Annotated in this window: 17 protein-coding genes; 7 read left to right on the plus strand and 10 right to left on the minus strand. The window is 49.5% G+C overall.

Annotated features, from left to right (window positions below; translation table 11 throughout):
• Nucleotides 1-35 precede the first annotated feature (35 nt).
• From ubiU to mog, 3 genes are read left to right on the plus strand one after another with little or no spacing between them, the layout of a single operon-like run.
• Nucleotides 36-1031 (plus strand): ubiquinone anaerobic biosynthesis protein UbiU, encoded by a 996-nt coding sequence (gene ubiU, locus CWE11_RS00795; protein ID WP_126775976.1) that lies wholly within the window; start codon nt 36-38, stop codon nt 1029-1031.
• 9 nt (nt 1032-1040) lie between these two features.
• The gene (locus tag CWE11_RS00800) at nt 1041-1916 is read left to right on the plus strand and encodes a U32 family peptidase (protein WP_126775701.1); all 876 of its coding nucleotides are present in this window, start codon (nt 1041-1043) and stop codon (nt 1914-1916) included.
• Nucleotides 1917-1946: 30 nt separating this feature from the next.
• Entirely contained in the window at nt 1947-2489 is a 543-nt protein-coding gene (mog, locus tag CWE11_RS00805; RefSeq protein ID WP_126775702.1) for a molybdopterin adenylyltransferase, read from the plus strand.
• Here the strand turns inward: mog and CWE11_RS00810 are convergent, their stop codons facing one another.
• Both CWE11_RS00810 and CWE11_RS00815 read right to left on the minus strand, forming a co-directional pair.
• Complete coding sequence (locus CWE11_RS00810) at nt 2490-4250, minus strand: bifunctional protein-serine/threonine kinase/phosphatase (RefSeq protein WP_126775703.1); 1761 nt, start codon at nt 4248-4250, stop codon at nt 2490-2492. It lies immediately after the preceding gene.
• Complete coding sequence (locus CWE11_RS00815; RefSeq protein ID WP_126775704.1) at nt 4250-5740, minus strand: NarK family nitrate/nitrite MFS transporter; 1491 nt, start codon at nt 5738-5740, stop codon at nt 4250-4252. The genes CWE11_RS00810 and CWE11_RS00815 overlap by 1 nt, the downstream gene beginning before the upstream one ends.
• A 301-nt stretch (nt 5741-6041) precedes the next feature.
• Here CWE11_RS00815 and CWE11_RS00820 point away from each other — a divergent pair, with 301 nt between their 5' ends.
• The 3 genes from CWE11_RS00820 to CWE11_RS00830 all read left to right on the plus strand — a co-directional run bounded on the left by CWE11_RS00820 (nt 6042) and on the right by CWE11_RS00830 (nt 9083).
• On the plus strand, nt 6042-7316 hold the full coding sequence (locus CWE11_RS00820; protein ID WP_338022154.1) for an MFS transporter: 1275 nt from the start codon (nt 6042-6044) through the stop codon (nt 7314-7316).
• A gap of 45 nt (nt 7317-7361) precedes the next feature.
• Nucleotides 7362-8576, plus strand: coding sequence for an NnrS family protein (locus tag CWE11_RS00825; RefSeq protein ID WP_126775705.1), 1215 nt, complete (start codon nt 7362-7364; stop codon nt 8574-8576).
• Between the two features lie 132 nt (nt 8577-8708).
• On the plus strand, nt 8709-9083 hold the full coding sequence (locus CWE11_RS00830; RefSeq protein WP_126775706.1) for a putative zinc-binding protein: 375 nt from the start codon (nt 8709-8711) through the stop codon (nt 9081-9083).
• Nucleotides 9084-9087: 4 nt separating this feature from the next.
• On the opposite strand, the gene CWE11_RS00835 is transcribed toward CWE11_RS00830, so the two are convergent.
• Complete coding sequence (locus CWE11_RS00835; RefSeq protein ID WP_126775707.1) at nt 9088-9885, minus strand: HesA/MoeB/ThiF family protein; 798 nt, start codon at nt 9883-9885, stop codon at nt 9088-9090.
• Nucleotides 9886-10063: 178 nt separating this feature from the next.
• Between CWE11_RS00835 and CWE11_RS00840 the strand changes: the two genes are divergently transcribed.
• Nucleotides 10064-10606, plus strand: a complete 543-nt coding sequence (locus tag CWE11_RS00840; protein WP_126775708.1) for a hemerythrin domain-containing protein — start codon at nt 10064-10066, stop codon at nt 10604-10606.
• A gap of 68 nt (nt 10607-10674) precedes the next feature.
• Here CWE11_RS00840 and putP read toward each other — a convergent pair whose 3' ends face one another.
• From putP to pspF, 7 genes are all read right to left on the minus strand, one after another.
• Nucleotides 10675-12210, minus strand: coding sequence for a sodium/proline symporter PutP (gene putP, locus CWE11_RS00845; RefSeq protein ID WP_126775709.1), 1536 nt, complete (start codon nt 12208-12210; stop codon nt 10675-10677).
• A gap of 234 nt (nt 12211-12444) precedes the next feature.
• Nucleotides 12445-13212 carry an ATP-binding cassette domain-containing protein gene (locus tag CWE11_RS00850; protein ID WP_126775710.1) on the minus strand — a complete coding sequence of 256 codons (768 nt, stop codon included), beginning with the start codon at nt 13210-13212 and terminating at the stop codon, nt 12445-12447.
• Complete coding sequence (locus CWE11_RS00855) at nt 13209-14204, minus strand: oligopeptide/dipeptide ABC transporter ATP-binding protein (RefSeq protein ID WP_198675562.1); 996 nt, start codon at nt 14202-14204, stop codon at nt 13209-13211. The genes CWE11_RS00850 and CWE11_RS00855 overlap by 4 nt, the downstream gene beginning before the upstream one ends.
• A complete protein-coding gene (locus CWE11_RS00860) occupies nt 14204-15097 on the minus strand; it encodes an ABC transporter permease subunit (protein WP_126775712.1) in 894 nt (297 codons plus the stop codon). Before CWE11_RS00860 ends, CWE11_RS00855 begins: the two co-directional genes overlap by 1 nt.
• A complete protein-coding gene (locus CWE11_RS00865; RefSeq protein WP_126775713.1) occupies nt 15084-16112 on the minus strand; it encodes an ABC transporter permease in 1029 nt (342 codons plus the stop codon). Before CWE11_RS00865 ends, CWE11_RS00860 begins: the two co-directional genes overlap by 14 nt.
• The gene (locus CWE11_RS00870; protein WP_126775714.1) at nt 16109-17764 is read right to left on the minus strand and encodes an ABC transporter substrate-binding protein; all 1656 of its coding nucleotides are present in this window, start codon (nt 17762-17764) and stop codon (nt 16109-16111) included. The genes CWE11_RS00865 and CWE11_RS00870 overlap by 4 nt, the downstream gene beginning before the upstream one ends.
• On the minus strand, nt 17757-18887 hold the full coding sequence (gene pspF / locus CWE11_RS00875) for a phage shock protein operon transcriptional activator (RefSeq protein WP_126775715.1): 1131 nt from the start codon (nt 18885-18887) through the stop codon (nt 17757-17759). The genes CWE11_RS00870 and pspF overlap by 8 nt, the downstream gene beginning before the upstream one ends.
• Between the last annotated feature and the right edge of the window lie 87 nt (nt 18888-18974).

The following is an 18974-nucleotide window of genomic DNA, read 5'->3' on the forward strand; positions in this document are numbered from 1 at the left end:
AATCAAGAAAGGGCGATTGATAGCTGGAGAAAATGATGGAGTTATTATGTCCCGCGGGAAGTATGCCCGCGTTGAAAACGGCGTTAGAACATGGCGCGGACGCTATTTATGTTGGCTTAAAAGATAATACCAATGCGCGTCATTTCGCAGGTCTCAACTTGAATCATGACGCACTCCCTGACGCTGTACGATACACCCATCAACGTGGCCGCAAACTCCATGTTGCCATCAATACATTTGCGCATCCTGCGACCTGGGGGCATTGGCAACGCGCAATCGACACCGCAGTGCGCGCTGATGTGGATGTGCTTATCATTGCTGACCTTTCGTTGTTGGCTTACGTGCGAAATACATACCCCGACCAAGAGGTACATTTATCAGTGCAGGGTTCCGCAACCAATGCAGCAGCGATCGAGTTTTATCGAGCCCAGTTTGGGGTTCGTCGTGTCGTATTGCCGCGCGTATTAGCCATGAATCAAGTACGTGCACTAGCTCGAACGACGGCGGTAGATCTCGAAGTATTTGCATTTGGAAGTTTGTGCATCATGGCTGAGGGGCGCTGTTATTTGAGCTCGTACATGACCGGGGAGTCCCCTAATACAGCAGGTGCGTGCTCTCCAGCTGCTTATGTGCGGTGGGAAGAGCGGGGCGATGTGCTTGAGTCGCGTCTTAATGATGTGGTGATTGACCGCTTTGGCGCTGATGAAACCGCAGGCTACCCGACTTTGTGCAAGGGGAGATTTCGTGTTGAAAACCAGCTTTATCATCCACTTGAAGAACCCACAAGTCTCAATACTTTAGACCTCCTTCCTGAATTGTATCGAGAGGGTATTCGCTCACTGAAGATCGAGGGAAGGCAGCGAAGTCCTGCTTATGTCGCACAGATCACGAAGGTATGGCGCGCAGCTATTGATCGACTGCTTCTGGATCCTGCTCGGTTTGAAGTAGCAGAAGAATGGCACCGTGTACTTGCGGGACTTTCCGAGGGAAATCAAACCACTCTGGGTGCGTACCACCGGAGTTGGAAATAGGAGTTAGATATGCAGTTCTCAGTTGGACCCATTCAATATTTCTGGCCTCGCAATATTGTTTTTGATTTCTATGACGAAGTTGCACATAGCCAAGCCGATATCGTTTATTTGGGAGAGACAGTCTGCGCCAAGCGCCGTGAATTGAAGTTGGCCGATTATCTCGACCTTGCTCATGGCTTACGCAAAAAAGGAAAGCAAGTCGTGTTATCCACGATGACCTTGCTAGAGGCTCCATCGGAATTGCGCGAGCTGAAGCGGTACGTTGAAAATGGAGAGTTTTTAGTTGAAGCCAATGATATGGGTGCAATTCAACTCTTGCATGCAGCATCGTTGCCCTTTGTCGCAGGTCCCGCGATTAATTGTTATAACCAGCACAGCCTATGTCAGTTGCTTGATCTCGGAATGCAACGCTGGGTGATGCCTGTAGAGCTATCGGGTGAATGGTTAAGAACCACCTTGCAGCAGCCTGAGATTGTATCGCGCCGTTCTGATTTTGAGGTTGAAGTCTTCGCCTTGGGCCACTTGCCACTTGCTTGGTCCGCGCGATGTTTTACGGCGCGGTCGGAGAATCGTCACAAAGATGACTGTGAGCTATGCTGCATTAAATACCCAAGTGGAAGAAAGGTGGTAAGCCAAGACGGAACTGAAGTTTTTGTTTTAAATGGAATTCAGACACAATCGGGAAGCCGATACAACTTAATTAACCAACTCCCTGAGATGTCTGGCTGGGTAGATATAGCGCGGTTAAGCCCGGAGCCCGAGCAAACGTTTGACTGGCTTACACGGTTTCAACGGAATATTCATGGCGAAGCGCCTGTTCCTCTGTCTGAGGGTGATTGCAACGGGTATTGGTTGCAGTTGGCGGGCATGGTACGGAACGTGTGATCACAACAATGTAGTGTGGAGAGTGAGGAAATGAGCCAGAAAAATGCAGCAAAAATTGGCGTAGTGACGGTCAGTGATCGTGCTAGCGCAGGCGTGTACGAAGATCTTTCAGGTGCGGCAATTATGGATACACTGAACGTGTATCTAACGAGCCCTTTTGAGTTTTGTTATGAAGTCATTCCAGATGAGCGTGAGCAAATAGAGGCTACGTTGGTTCGTCTGGTGGACGAGGAAGGTTGCAGTCTGATCGTAACCACAGGGGGCACTGGTCCTGCAAAACGCGATGTGACTCCAGAAGCAACGGAAGCCGTTTGTGATCGTATGATGCCCGGCTTTGGGGAACTAATGCGTGCCGAGTCATTGAAGTACGTGCCAACAGCGATTCTATCGCGACAAACCGCGGGCTTGCGTAAGGATAGCCTGATTGTCAATTTACCTGGGAAGCCCAAGGCTATCCGACAGTGCTTGGACGCTGTGTTTCCTGCAATTCCTTATTGTCTTGATTTAATGGATGGGCCCTACTTGGTTTGCGATCCTGCAGTGATTCAAGTATTTCGCCCGAAATCGGCATAGTTAGGTTTGGTTCAACACAAATAAGTAGATAACCAGAAGTAAAGTCACAAACCAAAAGCCAGAGAGAAGTTGCCAGAAAAGGAGACTGCTGCTTCGGGTATTTTGCTTTACTTCCTCACGCAAGAACGCAGGGTTTGGATTTTTGAGATCAGTCAGCAGCGCTTCCATTGTTGTATAGCGTTGCTGTAGATCAAAGCTCACACCTTTCTCCAACGCACGATCAAACCACACGGGAATGGCTGGATTATGTTTTCGAGCACTGATATACCGGAGCCGATCGTAGTCACTGGGTGTTTGGCAGGCTTCAATTTTCTCACCGTAGGGTAGGCTGCCCGTGAAAAGTTCGTAACAGATCGTCGCCAACGCATACACATCGCCCTGAATGCCTGAGTTTCGTCCTGTGAGGTATTGCGGGTCGGAATAGGATGCGGTTCCAAGCACCGCTTCATGCTCGATGGGAATGAAAACCTCAGCAACACCGGCAACAAAGACACTACCGAAATCAACGATTTTAATGCTTTCCTTTTGTGAGACTGGGTCCGTTGTAATGATAATATTGCCCGGCTTCAGGTCTTGATGAACGGCCTCACAATCATGAAATGCTTTCACTCCGAGAGCAATTTGCTCAATGAGTTTAATGGCTCGTGCTGGCTTGACAGGGTAATTCTGTGTGAGCCACTGCTCCATGCTAATACCATCAACGTATTCCATTAAATAATACAGGAAGCTTCGAGGACGTGATTGGCGAATGATTTTGACGACGTGTGGACTGTCTACGCGGCTTCCGATCCATTCCTCGCGAATAAAACGTTCAATGTAACTGCTGTCGTCTTCGTAGTTAGCAGAGGGCGTTTTCATCACGGCACGTTGCCCGCTGTCCAAATCACGCACCAAGTAAAGATGGCTCCGACTACTAGCAAAGATTTCTTGAATGACTTCCAGGCCATCGACTTTCATCCCTGCCTTGAGAGCGGGAGGAAAAGGGAGCCGAGTCAGTTGATCATGAAAATCATCGATATCGATATTAGGGAGTTGCTCCACAGTAACAACAATGACACTTATGTTGTCATCACACCCTTGCATCATGGCTAAGCGGCGAAGCTCTTCACATACGGCCTTCGGATCAGATATTTGACTTAACACCTCTTGCATTTGGGAATCTTGAACATAATCATGCAGTCCATCGGAGGTGAGAAGAAAGCGATCACCGGAAGTAATGTCTTGCTTACCATGGTCCAACTGAAGGCGACCATCCATCCCTAATGCGCGGGCCAAGAACCGGCGCTCGGGATTAAGTTGCGCTGAATGATCTGTGGTTAATAGGCGTAAGAAGCCACTTCGCCAATGATAAATGCGGGTGTCACCTACGTGGAAAAAATGAGCGGTATGAGATTTTAAAACCAACGCACTAAAGGTGCACAGTTGCCCCTTCATTTCATTGTTGAACTGATGGCTGTGGCGGTACAATCTGAGGTTTATCGTGGAGAGAACTTGACTCGCACTATGGGCAACAGACCAGGTATCCGGAGTCGAAAAATAATCGCGTAAAAATGTGCGGATAGCAGTTTCGCTCGCATCTTGCCCTGCTTCAGCACTGGTGACACCATCTGCAACTGCGAATACAGCACCCTTATAGGTGAGCATGTGCGCATCCACAGGGACACGCACACCAACTGCATCTTCGTTACCATCTTTACCGCCCTCATCACAGAGAGAGGCGTGACCGACCACTAAGTGCTCGGCGCTCGGAATCCCGTTCATTATTTGTGTCCAACCTCAATGGTATGCACGGTTCCATCAGGCATGACTTCCGCGATGTGGCCCCTTGGATTGTCCATGAACCACACTGCAACGAAACCGATTAATGCAGATGCGGCAATGACATAGAAGAATGTACTGTAGCTGACAAAACTTAAGACTGTGAGATAAATAACGGCGCCTACGTTGCCATATGCTCCTGCCATACCGGCAATTTGTCCAGTCATACTCCGTTTGATGAGCGGAATCATTGCAAATACTGCACCTTCGCCCGCTTGAACGAAGAACGAGCAAGCCATGGTCACTAACACCGCCATAACAAGCCACCAATGGCTGTCAATCAGTCCCATCATAAAATATCCGAGTGCTAATCCAGCGATCATATATAACAGGCTGCGACGACGGCCGTAGCGATCCGAGAACCAGCCGCCCATGGGCCGGGAAACTAAATTCATAAAGGCAAATGCAGACGCTAATAGGCCTGCAGTGACAGCGGTGAGTCCTTCAAATGTCTGTAAAAAATAAAGCGGTAACATGGAGACCACGGCAAGCTCCGATCCGAAGGTAGCGAAATAGGCAACATTCAGGATTGCTACTTGTTTGAACGAATATTTCTCTAGTTCTGGAACGCCGGCGCGGAGGTGTTCGGCATTGACTTGATAGGTGGTCCAGGTTTGATAAATGAAGATGATCACCAAAGCAGCCCAAAAGCTATACAAAACGCCATCACCATAGAGATTTACTCCTGATGGAGAAAGACGCCATGCGAGGATCGCGAGGGCGAGGTACATTGGAATGTTCATTAGAATAAGCGCCCACAATGCACCCCAGGATGAAACGAGCATCGCCCCAGACTTTTTCGGTTTGAAATAAATAGACCCTTTCGGAGTATTGCGTGCTTTGGCATAGAAAACAAAACCATAAACACCACAAATGAGACCTACGAGGGCAATCGCGTACCGCCAACCGTCGTCCCCCCCAAACGCGAGTGCAAGTGTAGGAAGTATCATAGCAGCTGCAGCTGAGCCGAAGTTGCCCCATCCACCATAAATACCTTCTGCTGTGCCGACCTGGTGTGCCGGAAACCATTCACTAACAAGGCGAATTCCAATCACGAAACCAGCACCGACAAAACCGAGCAGGAAGCGAAAGATAGCAAGTGAGGTGTAGGTGGTTGCGAAGGCGAACCCAATACATAGAAATGCCGAAACAATCAGGAGGACAGCGTAGATAATCCGAGGACCAACTTTGTCAACGAGCATTCCCACAATAATTCGTGCGGGAATCGTAATTGCGACGTTTAGGATTAACAGAGCCCGTATTTGCGCATCGGTTAGTTCCAAAGAGGCTTGAATTGATGAGAGAAGCGGCGCATGGGCGAACCACACCGCAAAGGTGAGAAAAAACGCAAACCAAGTTAAATGCAGTGTTTTAATCTTTGGGTCGGATAACCGTAACAGATTTAGACCAGTATCTGCAGAAGCGGTGGACATAGTAAGACCTCAATGGTTGTAAGGGATTTTTCGGCGCCAGTGTGCGTGACCCGAATACAACCTTGCTTGATCTGCATCAAAAAGGCTATCTAACTGATTTTAATTAGAAAATCGAGAATACCTCGGAAAGGGTAGTTGTGATTGGCCCGTAACCTAGTGTTCTTCGAGATTATTACTCATTAAGTGGTAGCGTCGGACACGAGCGTCTGGTGGGGTGCATTTTGGGGGTATTCCCAGCGCGCTCGAGCGTTTAAGTGGAAAATCGCTAAGATAACGAAGTCTCGCGATATTTCGGAGTTTAATGATGGATGCGACCTTGCCCCGTGCGTGGCAGGCCTTGGGTATTGCCACCCTTGCTTTTTCTGCCAATTTTTCTGTGTGGATTCTGTATGCAGTGCTCGCAATCGACATTCAGGAGCAATTGCAGTTGTCAGGTTTCAAGCTTGGCATTTTGCTCTCAGCACCAATGCTATCTGGCTCATTACTTCGTATTCCTGTAGGAATTTGGGCGGAATATACCGCTGCTCGAACCTTGTGGATATGGCAGATGGTGCTCACGCTCCCTGCGCTATTGCTATTACCCTTCATTTCAACCTATGCCGGTTTTATCTTGATCGGATTGTGGATTGGAATTAGCGGCGTCTCCTTTACTTTGGGGGTTCGTTACGTCACGGATTGGTTTGCTCGTTCACAACAGGGTACCGCGCTCGGAATTTTCGGAGCCGGAAATGCTGGTGCGGCGATCTCGTTTGTTCTACTACCCATCTTTGTCCATTGGCTCGATTGGCCGTGGACTGGCCCATTGTATGCTGGGGGGCTATTCATCATGCTGTGCATTTTCGTAGGACTCGCACCGAAAACACCTCACTATGTTCCTCGCGCTACATCGCCATGGCGGGAACAGTTGATACCACTTCGTGAGAGTCGTGTGTGGCGCTTTGGTTTGTATTACTACTTCGTATTTGGGAGTTTCCTCGCCTTGATCATGTGGCTTCCCCAATACTATATGCAGGCCTACGAACTCCCTTTTGCGCAGGCAATGGGATTCACACTGTTTTTTGTCACCACATCAAGCATGGTTCGAGCACTTGGTGGCTGGTTAGCAGATCGTTACGGGGGGCAGATTGTCAACTGGAGCGTTTTTTGGGTCTGTTTAGTGTGTTTATTTTTCTTAAGCTACCCGCCAACCACGATGACAATCCATGGACTCGAACGGGACGTTGTTTTGCACATCGAGGTTAACGTATGGCTATTTACGGCGTTGATGTTTGTGATTGGGATCGCGCAAGGCTTGGGTCGCGCCAGCGTCTTCAAGGTCTTGAATAATTACTACCCACAACAAATGGGTTCAGTTGGTGGGATGGTTGCCGCATTGGGTGGGCTGGGAGGATTTTCTCTGCCGATTTTATTTGGCCTCGTACAAGATCTCCTCGGTATCGCAAGCGGCGCGTTTATGGTGCTTTATGCGGTTCTCGCTCTGTGCATGATGGTGATGTTTCTTGCCATTCGAGCGGAGCGATTTCGTCATGCGATAGAAGACGCGAAGGCGAATGATTTCTTTCGCGACGAGGTTTAATAAAACTGGAACGGCCTTCAACTTCCAGATAAACAGGAGTACAAGATGCAAGTCACCGATTATGATAGAGAGTCAGCAATGACTCCCATTTTAAGACAGGCTTTCCGCCCATTCTTCCTTCTCGGGGCAGGATTTGCGGCACTTTCGATGTTGCTATGGATTCTTGTGTTATCGGGGAGTGTTGTTTGGAAACCATACCATAACGTTATGTTTTGGCATCAACACGAGATGATTTTTGGTTTCGTCGTAGCCATTGTGCTGGGCTTTTTACTCACGGCGGTGCAAAACTGGACGGGTTTAAGGGCTGCACACGGAATGAGTCTTCTTGTTTTAATTGTCTTGTGGTTGAGCGGACGCCTCGTGTTGGCATTGGGCGGAGGTCTCCCAGCGTCGTTTGTCATTGCGGTAGATCTTGCCTTATTACCTGTTGCTGCCTTTTTATTTGGTCGCTTGGTCATTCGAGTGAATCAAACGCGAAATTTGATGTTTATTCCTATTCTGTTGCTACTGATGATCATGAATGGGGCGATGCATGCAGGAGTGGTATATGGTCGTTTTGATTGGATCCAGTATGGCAGTAATGGGGCAGTTTGGCTCATTACGCTCGTGATGATTATTATTTCGGGCAGAATCCTGCCGATGTTTACGGCGAATGGCACGGGGACACCCCGCGTGCCCTCCATTCAGTGGCTAGAATGGGGGACTATAGTATCGGTTTGGTTGATCGCACTCATTCACATCTTTATGTTGAATACATGGCTCCCTGATCAGTTGATCGCTGGATTGTTTGCGTTCGCTGCTGTTTTCACCATGGTACGGTGGCTCCGAGTCAAATTCTGGATCACTTGGCGGATTCCGCTGCTATGGTCACTCCACGCCTCGATTGCATTTATCCCGCTCGCATTTATGTTGTTTGCATTGCGGTACTCGGGTTTTGCCTGGGGGCAGGGAATCTCACACAGTACCGCCTTGCACACCCTGACCGCTGGTGCGATGGGCGTGATGATCTTAGCGATGATGGCACGCGTTGCGTTGGGGCATAGCGGGCGACCTTTGCGGCCCAATCCGCTGATGTCCGCTGCATTTCTTGCGGTGATTATCGCCGCCGTGCTGCGCATTGGCGGTGGATGGTTCTTACCAGGTGCATCCTTAATATGGTTTCAGTGGGCGAGCGGGCTGTGGGTTATTGCATTTTTCTTATTCTGTGTGGTCTACCTCCCAATATTGATCTCGCCTCGTGCAGATGGACGACCCGGATAAGTTCATTGTAGGTATGCCCTGGGGAATGATGAATCGGCTTGATACAAATCAATTTAAAGGATTGAGCGCAGGGTACACTTCTTCTCGTATTGCGCCCTCATAGGAGAGGGCGTAATGAAAAGGAGAAGACAAATGGCAGAATTGAAGCAATTAAATGATGTAAAGCCCTTGGTTTATGCATGTTCAGGCTGTTCAAATGTTGCGCAACTTGCCAATGATATTGCGTTACGATTAACACGCGACGGTGTGGCTGAAATGTCGTGCATTGCTGGCGTAGGTGGTCATGTGCGCCCGTTGGTAAAAACCGCGCGTTCTGGACGACCCATCATCGCGCTTGATGGTTGCCCGCTTGCCTGTGTAAAACATTCGCTGGCGCAGGTCGGTGTTGAGCCAACCTGGCATATCGAGCTGTCGCGATTAGGATTGAAAAAACGCGATCATGAAGAGTGTTCGATCACAGAGACATTTCAAGCACTGTCTCATGTATATAAAACGCTTGATCTGTGAGCTGCTAAGCGCGTTTTGCACATATCGAGCAGTTCTCATGTTTGTGGAATTGAAAGCTTTGCCATTCAGAATGGAGTGCGTCGAAATGAAGCAGTGTCCCCCCGTTTGGGTTGTGCAATTGAAGTAACACCTTCAGCGCTTCGAGTGCTTGAAAGGAGCCAATAACGCCCACTACAGGCCCTAGAACACCTGCCTCCATGCAGCTCAACTCCTTTTCCTTAAAAAATTGGCTGTAACAGCGATAGCAAGGCGCGGAATTCGTCATCGGAAAGACCGCGATTTGCCCCTCAAAACGAATTGCAGCCCCTGAAACTAACGGGGTATTGGATTGAAAGCAGAGTTCATTGAGGAGCTCTCGTGTTGATAAGTTATCTGTACAATCCAGCACAACATCAACCGTGGATAGCTGCGCACGAAGCCAATCCGGTTGGATAGCCTCCGTGTAGGCGTGGATCGCAATGTGCGGGTTCAGCGCCTGCAAACGCTGAACGGCTGCGAAGGCCTTATTTTTCCCGAGTTCATGGTCCGTAAAGAGCGTTTGTCGTTGTAAATTACTCATTTCGACTGTATCAAAGTCAACACAAGTGACGGTTCCGACACCTGACGCGCATATATAGGGTGCGGCAGCATTGCCGAGACCACCCATTCCGACAATCAACACATGCGATGACTTAAGGCGCTCCTGTCCTTCAAAATCCACCTGCTTTAGCATCATTTGCCGGCTATAGCGCCGAATATCAGTCTCGGAAAGCTGCTCCGCTCGGTTGTTCTCAATGGTTCCGATCTCGCGTTCTGTAGCCATGGGATATTCTGAGTAGATAACGAATGGTGAGAGCATACCACGGATGCATCAACTGCCCCATAAACCAAGGGGAGTACCTCTTTCATGTGCTTGTGACTATCCGGTGACAGGCGTACTGTAGCGACTCTGGGGGAACTAAGCTAGGTTTCTGATTGTTGCATGAAAGGGTGATTTGGGTATGGGTGAAACAGTTTCTTTACATCGTCATGAGGCACGCCAAACGTTGAGTGAACATCAGTTGCGTCACATGTCGAACATTCAACTTGTGCAGTATGTTCTCGAGCGCTTTCACGTGGTTCATCGAACCCAGTTAGAGACAGCAATTGAGTTAGCACAGCGAGTGGAGTCGGTCCACGCCGGAGAGCCATTGTGTCCTAATGGGTTACATGATCATCTGTTGGTCCTGCAGGCTGAGCTTTTGCACCATATGTTTAAGGAAGAGCAGATTCTCTTCCCCATGTTGATGAATGGTCAACGCCCCACGGGCCCTATTTTGGCGATGGAAAGTGAACATGAAGAGCATGCGGCATCCATTAATCACCTGATAGACTTAACGGGTGGGTTTGATCTCCCTTCGGATGCCTGCGGAAGTTGGCGTGAACTCTATCGAATTTTAAAAGAGTTCGTTGCTGACCTTGAATTGCATATAAAGATAGAAAACGACATTTTGTTCATATCGGAAGCGGTACGGCATGGTACATGTTGCGGCGGTTGCCAATAAAGAACACCCACCGCTCTCACAAAAAAGCCCAGCACACTGATGTGCTGGGCTTTCCTTTGGCCAGAAGATTACTGCGCGTTTTGTTGCACTTCACCTTCCATCGCATCAAACTCGCGATTGATTTCTGGTGTGGGTTTCTCAGTCATCCGGCTGACGACAATAATTGCAATGGTTGCCGCAATCACACCCGGAACCATTTCATATAGATAGGACGCAAGCGGTGCGCCTGCTATCGGGACGTAAATCCAGAACAGCACTGTAAAGGTTCCGACCACCATGCCTGCGAGGGCTCCCCAGCGGGTCATACGCTTCCACCAGAGGCTCAGAATGATTAGGGGCCCGAACGCGGCACCAAAACCAGCCCATGCGTTACCAACTTGGGATAACAGATTCTGGCTTGGATTTAAAGAAAGCGCACAAGCGACAATTGCGACCAGAAGCACAGAAGCGCGCCCGGCAAGAACTAGTTCTTTATCCGATGCATCGCGGCGCAAGAATGCCTTGTAAAAATCTTGCGTTAATGAGCTGGAAGTAACCAGAAGTTGTGAGGAAATTGTGCTCATGATGGCTGCCAGGATAGCCGCAAGCAAGAATCCACCAACAAATGGGTGAAACAGAATTTGCGAAAGGACGATAAAGATGGTCTCTGGATTCGCTAATTCACCTGTTTCGGTTAGGTACGCTGCCGGGCCCATTTCGGCGCTGAAATTGGCCATGTAAGCCGCGCCGAAAATTCCCGTCAACATGGCGCCGATTAGGGCGATGATCATCCAGCTCATTCCAATCCGGCGGGCAACTTTAAAATCCCGCACCGACTTGATAGCCATAAACCGCACGATAATGTGAGGTTGGCCAAAATAACCAAGGCCCCAAGCCAGAAGGGATACAACACCCAAGAAGGTCGCGCCATAGAACGGATTGAGCATTGCTGGGCTGATGGCGCTGACGTCCGCCATGACACTTGTACTGCCTGCGCCACTCAATACCAGGTACGCTGCAATAGGGACCATGATGAGTGCAAGGAACATGATACAGCCTTGCACAAAATCCGTCATACTCACCGCTAAGAAGCCACCGATTAGGGTATAAGCGACAACCACACCTGCGGTCAGTAAGAGTCCATACTGATAATCCAATCCGAAGGCATTTTCAAATAGGGTGCCTCCAGCGTATACGCCTGCGGCCGTGTATAGCGTAAAGAAGATAATGATGACTATTGCTGAGACGAGTCGTAATGCGCGTGAGTCATCCGCAAAGCGATTCTCGAAGTAGTCTGGGAGTGTAATGGAATCCTTCGCGATGTACGTGTACGTGCGCAAGCGTGGGGCGACAACTCGGTAATTGACGTAAGCACCGATGATGAGTCCAATCGCAATCCAAACTTCACTAAATCCTGCGACAAAGAAAGCGCCGGGCAGCCCCATGAGCATCCAACCGCTCATATCGGATGCGCCCGCAGAGAGGGCCGTTACTCCGGGACCGAGGCGACGACCACCTAACATATAATCGGAGAGGTCGCTCGTGGATTTGAAGTATCCGTAAACTCCGATGCCGAGCATCGCAATAAAGTACAGCGCTAACGATATTAGCGTTTCTGTTTCCACAATAAAGACTCCTGTGTTGTGTCGCTTTTTATGATCGTTGTTTAGTGCGTCAAGATCTTATGCGCTAAGTGCGCAAGCAGTCTGCAAGGAAAGCCTAAGATGCAAACTATACTTTGCTTCTATTTTGAAAGCGCATAACGCTAACAAATTGTGAACATCTTCTCAAGGACGCCCTCATAGCTTGCGCTGTGCGGCGGTAAATCTGCGTTGCGTTGGCTAACTCGGCATGTTCATTTAGGTCAGCTCCGACAATAACAGGCTCTGGGTATATCGTTCCTGGGGGTCATCGAATACTGTATCGACGGCACCTTGTTCAATAATTCGGCCATCTTTCATAATGAGCACATCATCGGCTAAATGACGCACAATTTCCGGACTTTGACTAATGAATATGTAGGACATTTTAAGGTCCTGCTGCAAGTCGAGAAGTAAGTTGATAATCTGCGCGCGAACGGAAGAGTCGAGCGTTGCGAGTGCCTCATCGGCGACTAATAATTGTGGGTTGAGAATAATTGCGCGGGCAATACTGACCCGTTGCTTTTGTCCCGTGGAGAGCATGTGCGGATAAAAGACCATATGCTCCGCAAGGAGACCGACTTGTTGCAACGTGTGCACAACTCGTTCGCGACGCTGAGATTGATTTAAACCGGTATTAAACAGCAAAGGCTCTTCTAATTGTGAACCGATCGTGAGGTGGGGGTTCAACGATGCCTCTGCATCTTGAAAGACCATCCGTATATGCTGTGCGCGCTGACGATAGTTATCGGGCTGTAAACGCTGACCATTCAGCAAGATCTCACCTTGGCTTGGTTGAATGGCTCCGGCGATGAGACCTGCTAATGTGGACTTGCCTGAACCATTTGCACCCATGATGGCAAGTGTCTTCCCGGCCATAAGCTGAAAGCTGGTTGGTTGCAACGCAGTAAAAACAGTGCGGCGAAAGAAACTTTGTCGTAATGGGTAAACCTTGCCCAATTCACGGACTTCGAGGAGTGGTTTCATTCTTTCTCCTCCAAGTTGAGCGGATAATGGCACGCAAAAGCGCGATCCCGTAACTTGCTCAATTCTGGGGTTTGGACACATTTTGGACGCGCATTCGCACAGCGGGGGCCAAGACGACATCCAATGGGTAAATGCTGGAGACTGGGTTCTGTGCCTGCAAGTGTCGGTAGTCGTGAGCGAGGCTCTCGTTGCGATTGTCGGTACAGCGAGGTATTCAACAGGGCCTCGGTGTAGGGATGGTGTGGTTTATCAAGGAGTGCTCGGGTTGGGCCGGTTTCCATCAGCTGCCCGCTATAAATCATGCTGAGTCGCTCCGTTTCCTTCATAATCGCGCCAAGATCTTGGCTAATCAGCAGAATTGACATGCCATACCGCGCATGAAACTGAGCCAATAAACGATAGATTTGTTGCCGTGTTGCAGGCTCCATAGTGCTGGTGGGCTCGTCAGCGATTAACAGTTTCGGTCGATGCGCGATCGCGCTCGCAATCATGATCTTTTGTGCAGCACCTTCTGATAACTCATGAGCGTAACTAGTCATCATAGACTCATGATTTTTAATCCCGACCCGATGCAAAAGCTGAATCACGCGTTCTTTTCGTTGTTTTCTTCGTTGTAGCCAACGACCCGAAAGGTCTTGGTCAAGGACGGCTTCCCCCAGTTGTTCGCCGACGGTCAGGTTCGGATCCAAATAACTCTTTGCATCTTGAAATATCATCGCAATGTCGACCCCAATGATATGCCGACGTTGAGAGGCTGTGAGTGTCAGTAGATCATGTTCTTCAAACCACAGGCGATCTGCCTGAATATGCCAGTTACTACTTAAAAAGCCCATAATCGCCCGAGCAATAAGGCTTTTCCCAGAACCTGACTCACCGACTAAGGTATGAATTTCACCTTCATTGATTTGGAGGTTCACCCGTTCGAGTACCTGGACTCGACCCGTAGGCGTGTCGCGCGAAATTGTAAGATTTCGGATATCGAGCAACATAATTAACGCTCCAACTGCCGTTGAATGGCTACACGAAGTGTCTCGCCGACGAGGTTTACACTGACCAAAGTGAGAAAAAGTGCCAAGCCAGGCAAAGCCATGACCCAAGGCGACACGTAGGCCACTTCTAAACTCTGGGCTAACATCGAGCCCCACTCTGGGGTAGGAGCTTGTGCACCCAAGCGCAGAAAGCCGAGTGCTGCAATATCCAGAATGGCAATAGACAAACCGATGGTAAATTGCACCACGAGGACCTTGATGATATTTGGAAAAATTACAGTAAACAGAAGATAAAGCTGTGAAACCCCATTAAGTCGACTCGCTGTAACATAGGCACGCTTTTGTTCGTCGTGCACGGCATTTCGAGTGACGTGGAGAAATTGCGGAATCAACACAAGTCCGATTGCAAGCATTGCGTTGAACAATCCCGGGCCAAGGATTGCGATGATAATTAACGCAAGCAGCAGGGACGGGATAGACATCAATACGTCAAGGAGGTGTTTGAGCGTTGAGCTTTTTACTCCAACAGTCATGGCTGCAGCGGCGCCAAGACCGATTCCGATAAGGGCGGCGCTCATCACGACCAATAGAGGCAGCCCAAAACTGTACCGGGCCCCATAAATCAGACGTGTGACCATATCGCGACCCAACTCATCGGTTCCTAATAAGAAACGGATATCTCCAGCGGTGGACCAAGCAGGGGGAAGGGAGATGGCATCAATAAATTGCTGATTTGGCTCATAGGGGGTGAGTAAGGGACCAATGAGTACCAGTAAACTGATGAGGAGCAAAATGTAGAGTGCTGCCATAGCTAATGGCTTACTCCGAAACTCGAGCCAAACCATTTCAAGCGGGGCTGGCGAGCGTTCTTCATAATACAAATTAGGGCGTGCCATAGAGGTCTTTCCTTACTTGTGGATACCGCCAGGCATGGAAGAGGTTCAGAATAATCGACACAATCAGGATAAGCGCTGCGATCACTAAAAGGCCACCTTGAATGACAGGGTAATCACGCTCATAGATACTTCGCACCAACCAGCTCCCGAGTCCAGGCCAGGAGAAAATCACCTCAACAATCATGGTGTTGGTGATTAATAAACTGATGAGCGCTCCAAGTTGCCGTAAAAGTTGTTGCATGGCGTTTGGGATGGCGTGACTCCAAATCACTCGGGCCGTGGAGAGTCCTTTCGCATAGCCCGCCGTGATGTAGTTTTGCTGGAGGACGTCAAGCATGGCATTGCGAGTTAGACGGATGATTAACATCATCGGCATGACCGCAAGTATACTTACTGGAAGTACCATGTGTAGCAGCGCGTTATGGAGGGCCGCTGCCAGATAGGAGGGCTGCGCCAGCATAATGTCAAGCAAGATCGAACCGGTACGAGGAGGAATGTCGTACAAAGGGTTGATTTGCCCAGAGATAGGAACCATTCCCCAATGAACCGCAATGACTAAGATCGCGATTTGGGCAAACCAGAAAACAGGGATCGAATAACCCGATAGACTTATCGTGAGAATGGTATGGTCGACTGGTTTTCGGAAATACAATGCAGCAAGCACACCAAGTGGTATACCGGGAATCAAAGCAAGCAGAAAAGCGAGCAGGGCGACTTCTAGCGTCGCGCCAAAACGTAGCTGAAGTTGCTCAAAGACCGGCTCTCCGTCCAGAAGGGACACGCCCCACTGGCCTGAAAATAGATGCTGAAGATAGGCGATGTATTGCGAGAGGATACCGGCATCTCCCGCCCGCTGCTCAACAATATCTTCATAACGAATATCATCTGGAAAAATTCCGCTGCTGTTCGTAATGAATTCGCCCGGGAACCAATGTCCAAGGCCGTAAGTAAGCAGCGTGAGTAACCAAAGGGTCACGAGCAAAAGTCCGATTTGCCGGAAGAGGTATCGCGTCATTGTTCGGACTCCTCAAGCACCACGGAATTCGTCTTTGCCGAGTCGCGTCGGTATACGCCACGCAATGATATGCCACCAAATGGTGTGAGCGTGGCACCGCCAATGTGCGCGCGAGAGGCTTGAAATCGAATGCTATGGGCAATCGGGATAAGCGGGATTTCTGCGCCAAGATATTCTTGAGCCTGGGCATAAAAATGACCACGAACATCCGGTTGATTACTGCGAATAGCAGCATTCAAAAGCTCGTCAAACATGGGATCACACAACTGGGCTCGATTTGCACCGCTTGCTTTGGCAGTACAGCTGAGTAGAGGCCGGAAGAAGTTGTCGGGATCTGCATGGTCAGCGGACCAACCAATCAGCACACTATCATGCTCACCATCACCTAGCCGGCGTCGAAAAGTCGACCATTCATACGTAACAATGGTTGCTTGAATCCCAACTTGGGCGAGATCGGATTGTATCCGTTCTGCCATTAATCGTGCATTCGGATTGTAGGCACGTTGTACGGGCATCGCCCACAGCGACATCGAGAAACCATTGGGATATCCGGCATCTCGGAGAAGCTCACGGGCTCTCGAAGGGTCATGGGCAAAGGCCTGCGGTTGCGGCGCATGCGCCCACGAACTCTCGGGCAGAATAGAGTCTGCGCGGACCGCATGCCCGAAATACACAGCGCGGAGGAGGGCATCGCGATCGATTGCATGGGCGAGGGCTTGGCGAACGTTCGGATCGTCAAATGGCTCGCGGGTGGTGTTTAGTGCCCAAAATGCAGTGTTCGGACTGGTCGTTTGCTGCACGTCAATGGTTGGTTGCCGCTTTAACCATTCGACGTCCCGAGCCGGAGGGTACGGCGATATATCGCAGTCTCCGGTTAGGAGCATTAACATCCGCTTGTGGTCGCTTGGGGTGATTCTAAAAACAACTTGCTCCATGCGGGCAGGTTCACGCCAGTAATTGGAATTTCGAATGAAACGCACATGAACATCTTTACGAAAGTCAGCAAATTGAAATGGACCTGTTCCGATGGGGAGCTGGTCGATCATTTCTGGTGTTCCATTTTCCATTTGTAAAGCCGCATATTCCTCGGACAATACGATCGCAAAATCAGAAGCAAGGTTGGCCAGGAACGAACTATCAGGCTGCGCCAGTTGAATGACGACTTCGCGTTCGCTTGGTGTTGAAATATGCTCGATGAGTTCCGGCAAACCAGAGCTCGTGAAAAATGGATAACCACGACCAGACACACGATGATACGGATGCTCGTCGTCGAACCAACGGGAAAAGGAGAACAGCACATCTTTGGCTGAGAATTTGCGGGTCGGCTGAAAATATTGTGTTGTATGAAAAGAGACATCGTCACGCAAAACAAATGAGTAACGTAACCCATCGTCACTAATATGCCATTCGGTGGCGAGAGCGGGTACGAACGCTTGCTGTTCAGCATCGTACTCGATCAGACGGTCATACAGTTGATTCGCTGTCATATCGAGAGTCGTACCTGACGTGACCAACTGTGGATTGAACGACTCAGGATTTCCCTCGGCACAATATAACAGGCCCTCGAGCTCGGGAAGATCGCGGCCGGGTTGACACGCGGTCATCACCATACAAGTCGAGAGCGCGAGTAATGCGCGGGCCGCGTTAGTCATCTTTAGCGTTGACCTCGAGTAACTGATATTTTTTCAAGTAACCTCGCAGTTGATGATAGGTTAAGCCGAGGCATTCTGCGGTTTTTTTCTGATTAAACTGACAGTGGGCAAGCGCTTGATTGAGCACGTCGATTTCAAAATTTTGCGATAGCTCTTTGAAATCGAGCACGTTCTCAAACGATAGTTCCATCGAATTTGGGGTGACTGTGGGCTGCAGACTGTCTAACGATGCGGCGGCGTGCGCATTGTCCGGTTTGTGTGCATGATCCGCGGGTATCGCGATCGCTTGCGGCGCATCCGTCGGCACAGAACTTCGTTTTTTTATCGCCTGCGTCGGCCGATACGGACTGGTGAACGGGTCAAAAATAATATCATGCAGTGGCAGCTGCGCTGAATTTAAGCGATAGAGACTGCGCTCCACGACATTTTTTAACTCGCGTACATTCCCAGGCCATGGGTAAGCGAGTAACTGTTCTTTTGCTTTCTGTGTAAAACCGGCAAAGCACTCAAGCTGCAATTCACGAGCCATTTGAATAGCGAAGTGCTCTGCCAATAATAAAATATCTTCCCGACGATGCCGAAGAGGGGGCAGTGTGATGACATCAAATGCGAGTCGGTCGAGAAGGTCAGCGCGGAACTCTTGCTGCGCTGCAAGCGTCGGTAAGTCTTCGTTTGTCGCTGCAATAAGCCGTACATCCACACGGACCGCTTTGCTCCCGCCGACTCGTTCGAACTCACCATATTCAATGACGCGTAACAACTTCTCTTGAACTAGGTCTGGCGTATTTCCAAGCTCATCAAGAAATAGCGTTCCTTTGTGCGCCCGCTCAAACCGTCCTTCGTGCTTTTTTTGCGCCCCCGTGAATGCGCCTGATTCATGTCCGAAGAGCTCACTTTCGATAAGGTTTTCATTTAAAGCAGCACAATTGAGTGTGAGGTAGGGTTGATCCCAACGGGTCGACAAATAGTGGAGGCGAGCAGCAATCAGCTCCTTCCCGGTACCGCGTTCGCCAATGATAAGCACAGGTTTGTCGAGAGGAGCGAGGCGCGATACCTGCTCAAGCACTTCGAGAAAACTATTGGATTCACCAATAAGATTTTCGTTTTCGCGAAAACGAGACATGGAGTGGTCCTGTTGGCTAATTTCACTAATTATTAGTCTAATTATCTAACTTTCACAATCATAAAGAAACGGATGTTTTTTTAGGGA

Origin of the sequence: Aliidiomarina sanyensis, assembly GCF_003987175.1 — a bacterium.
GTDB lineage: Bacteria > Pseudomonadota > Gammaproteobacteria > Enterobacterales > Alteromonadaceae > Aliidiomarina > Aliidiomarina sanyensis.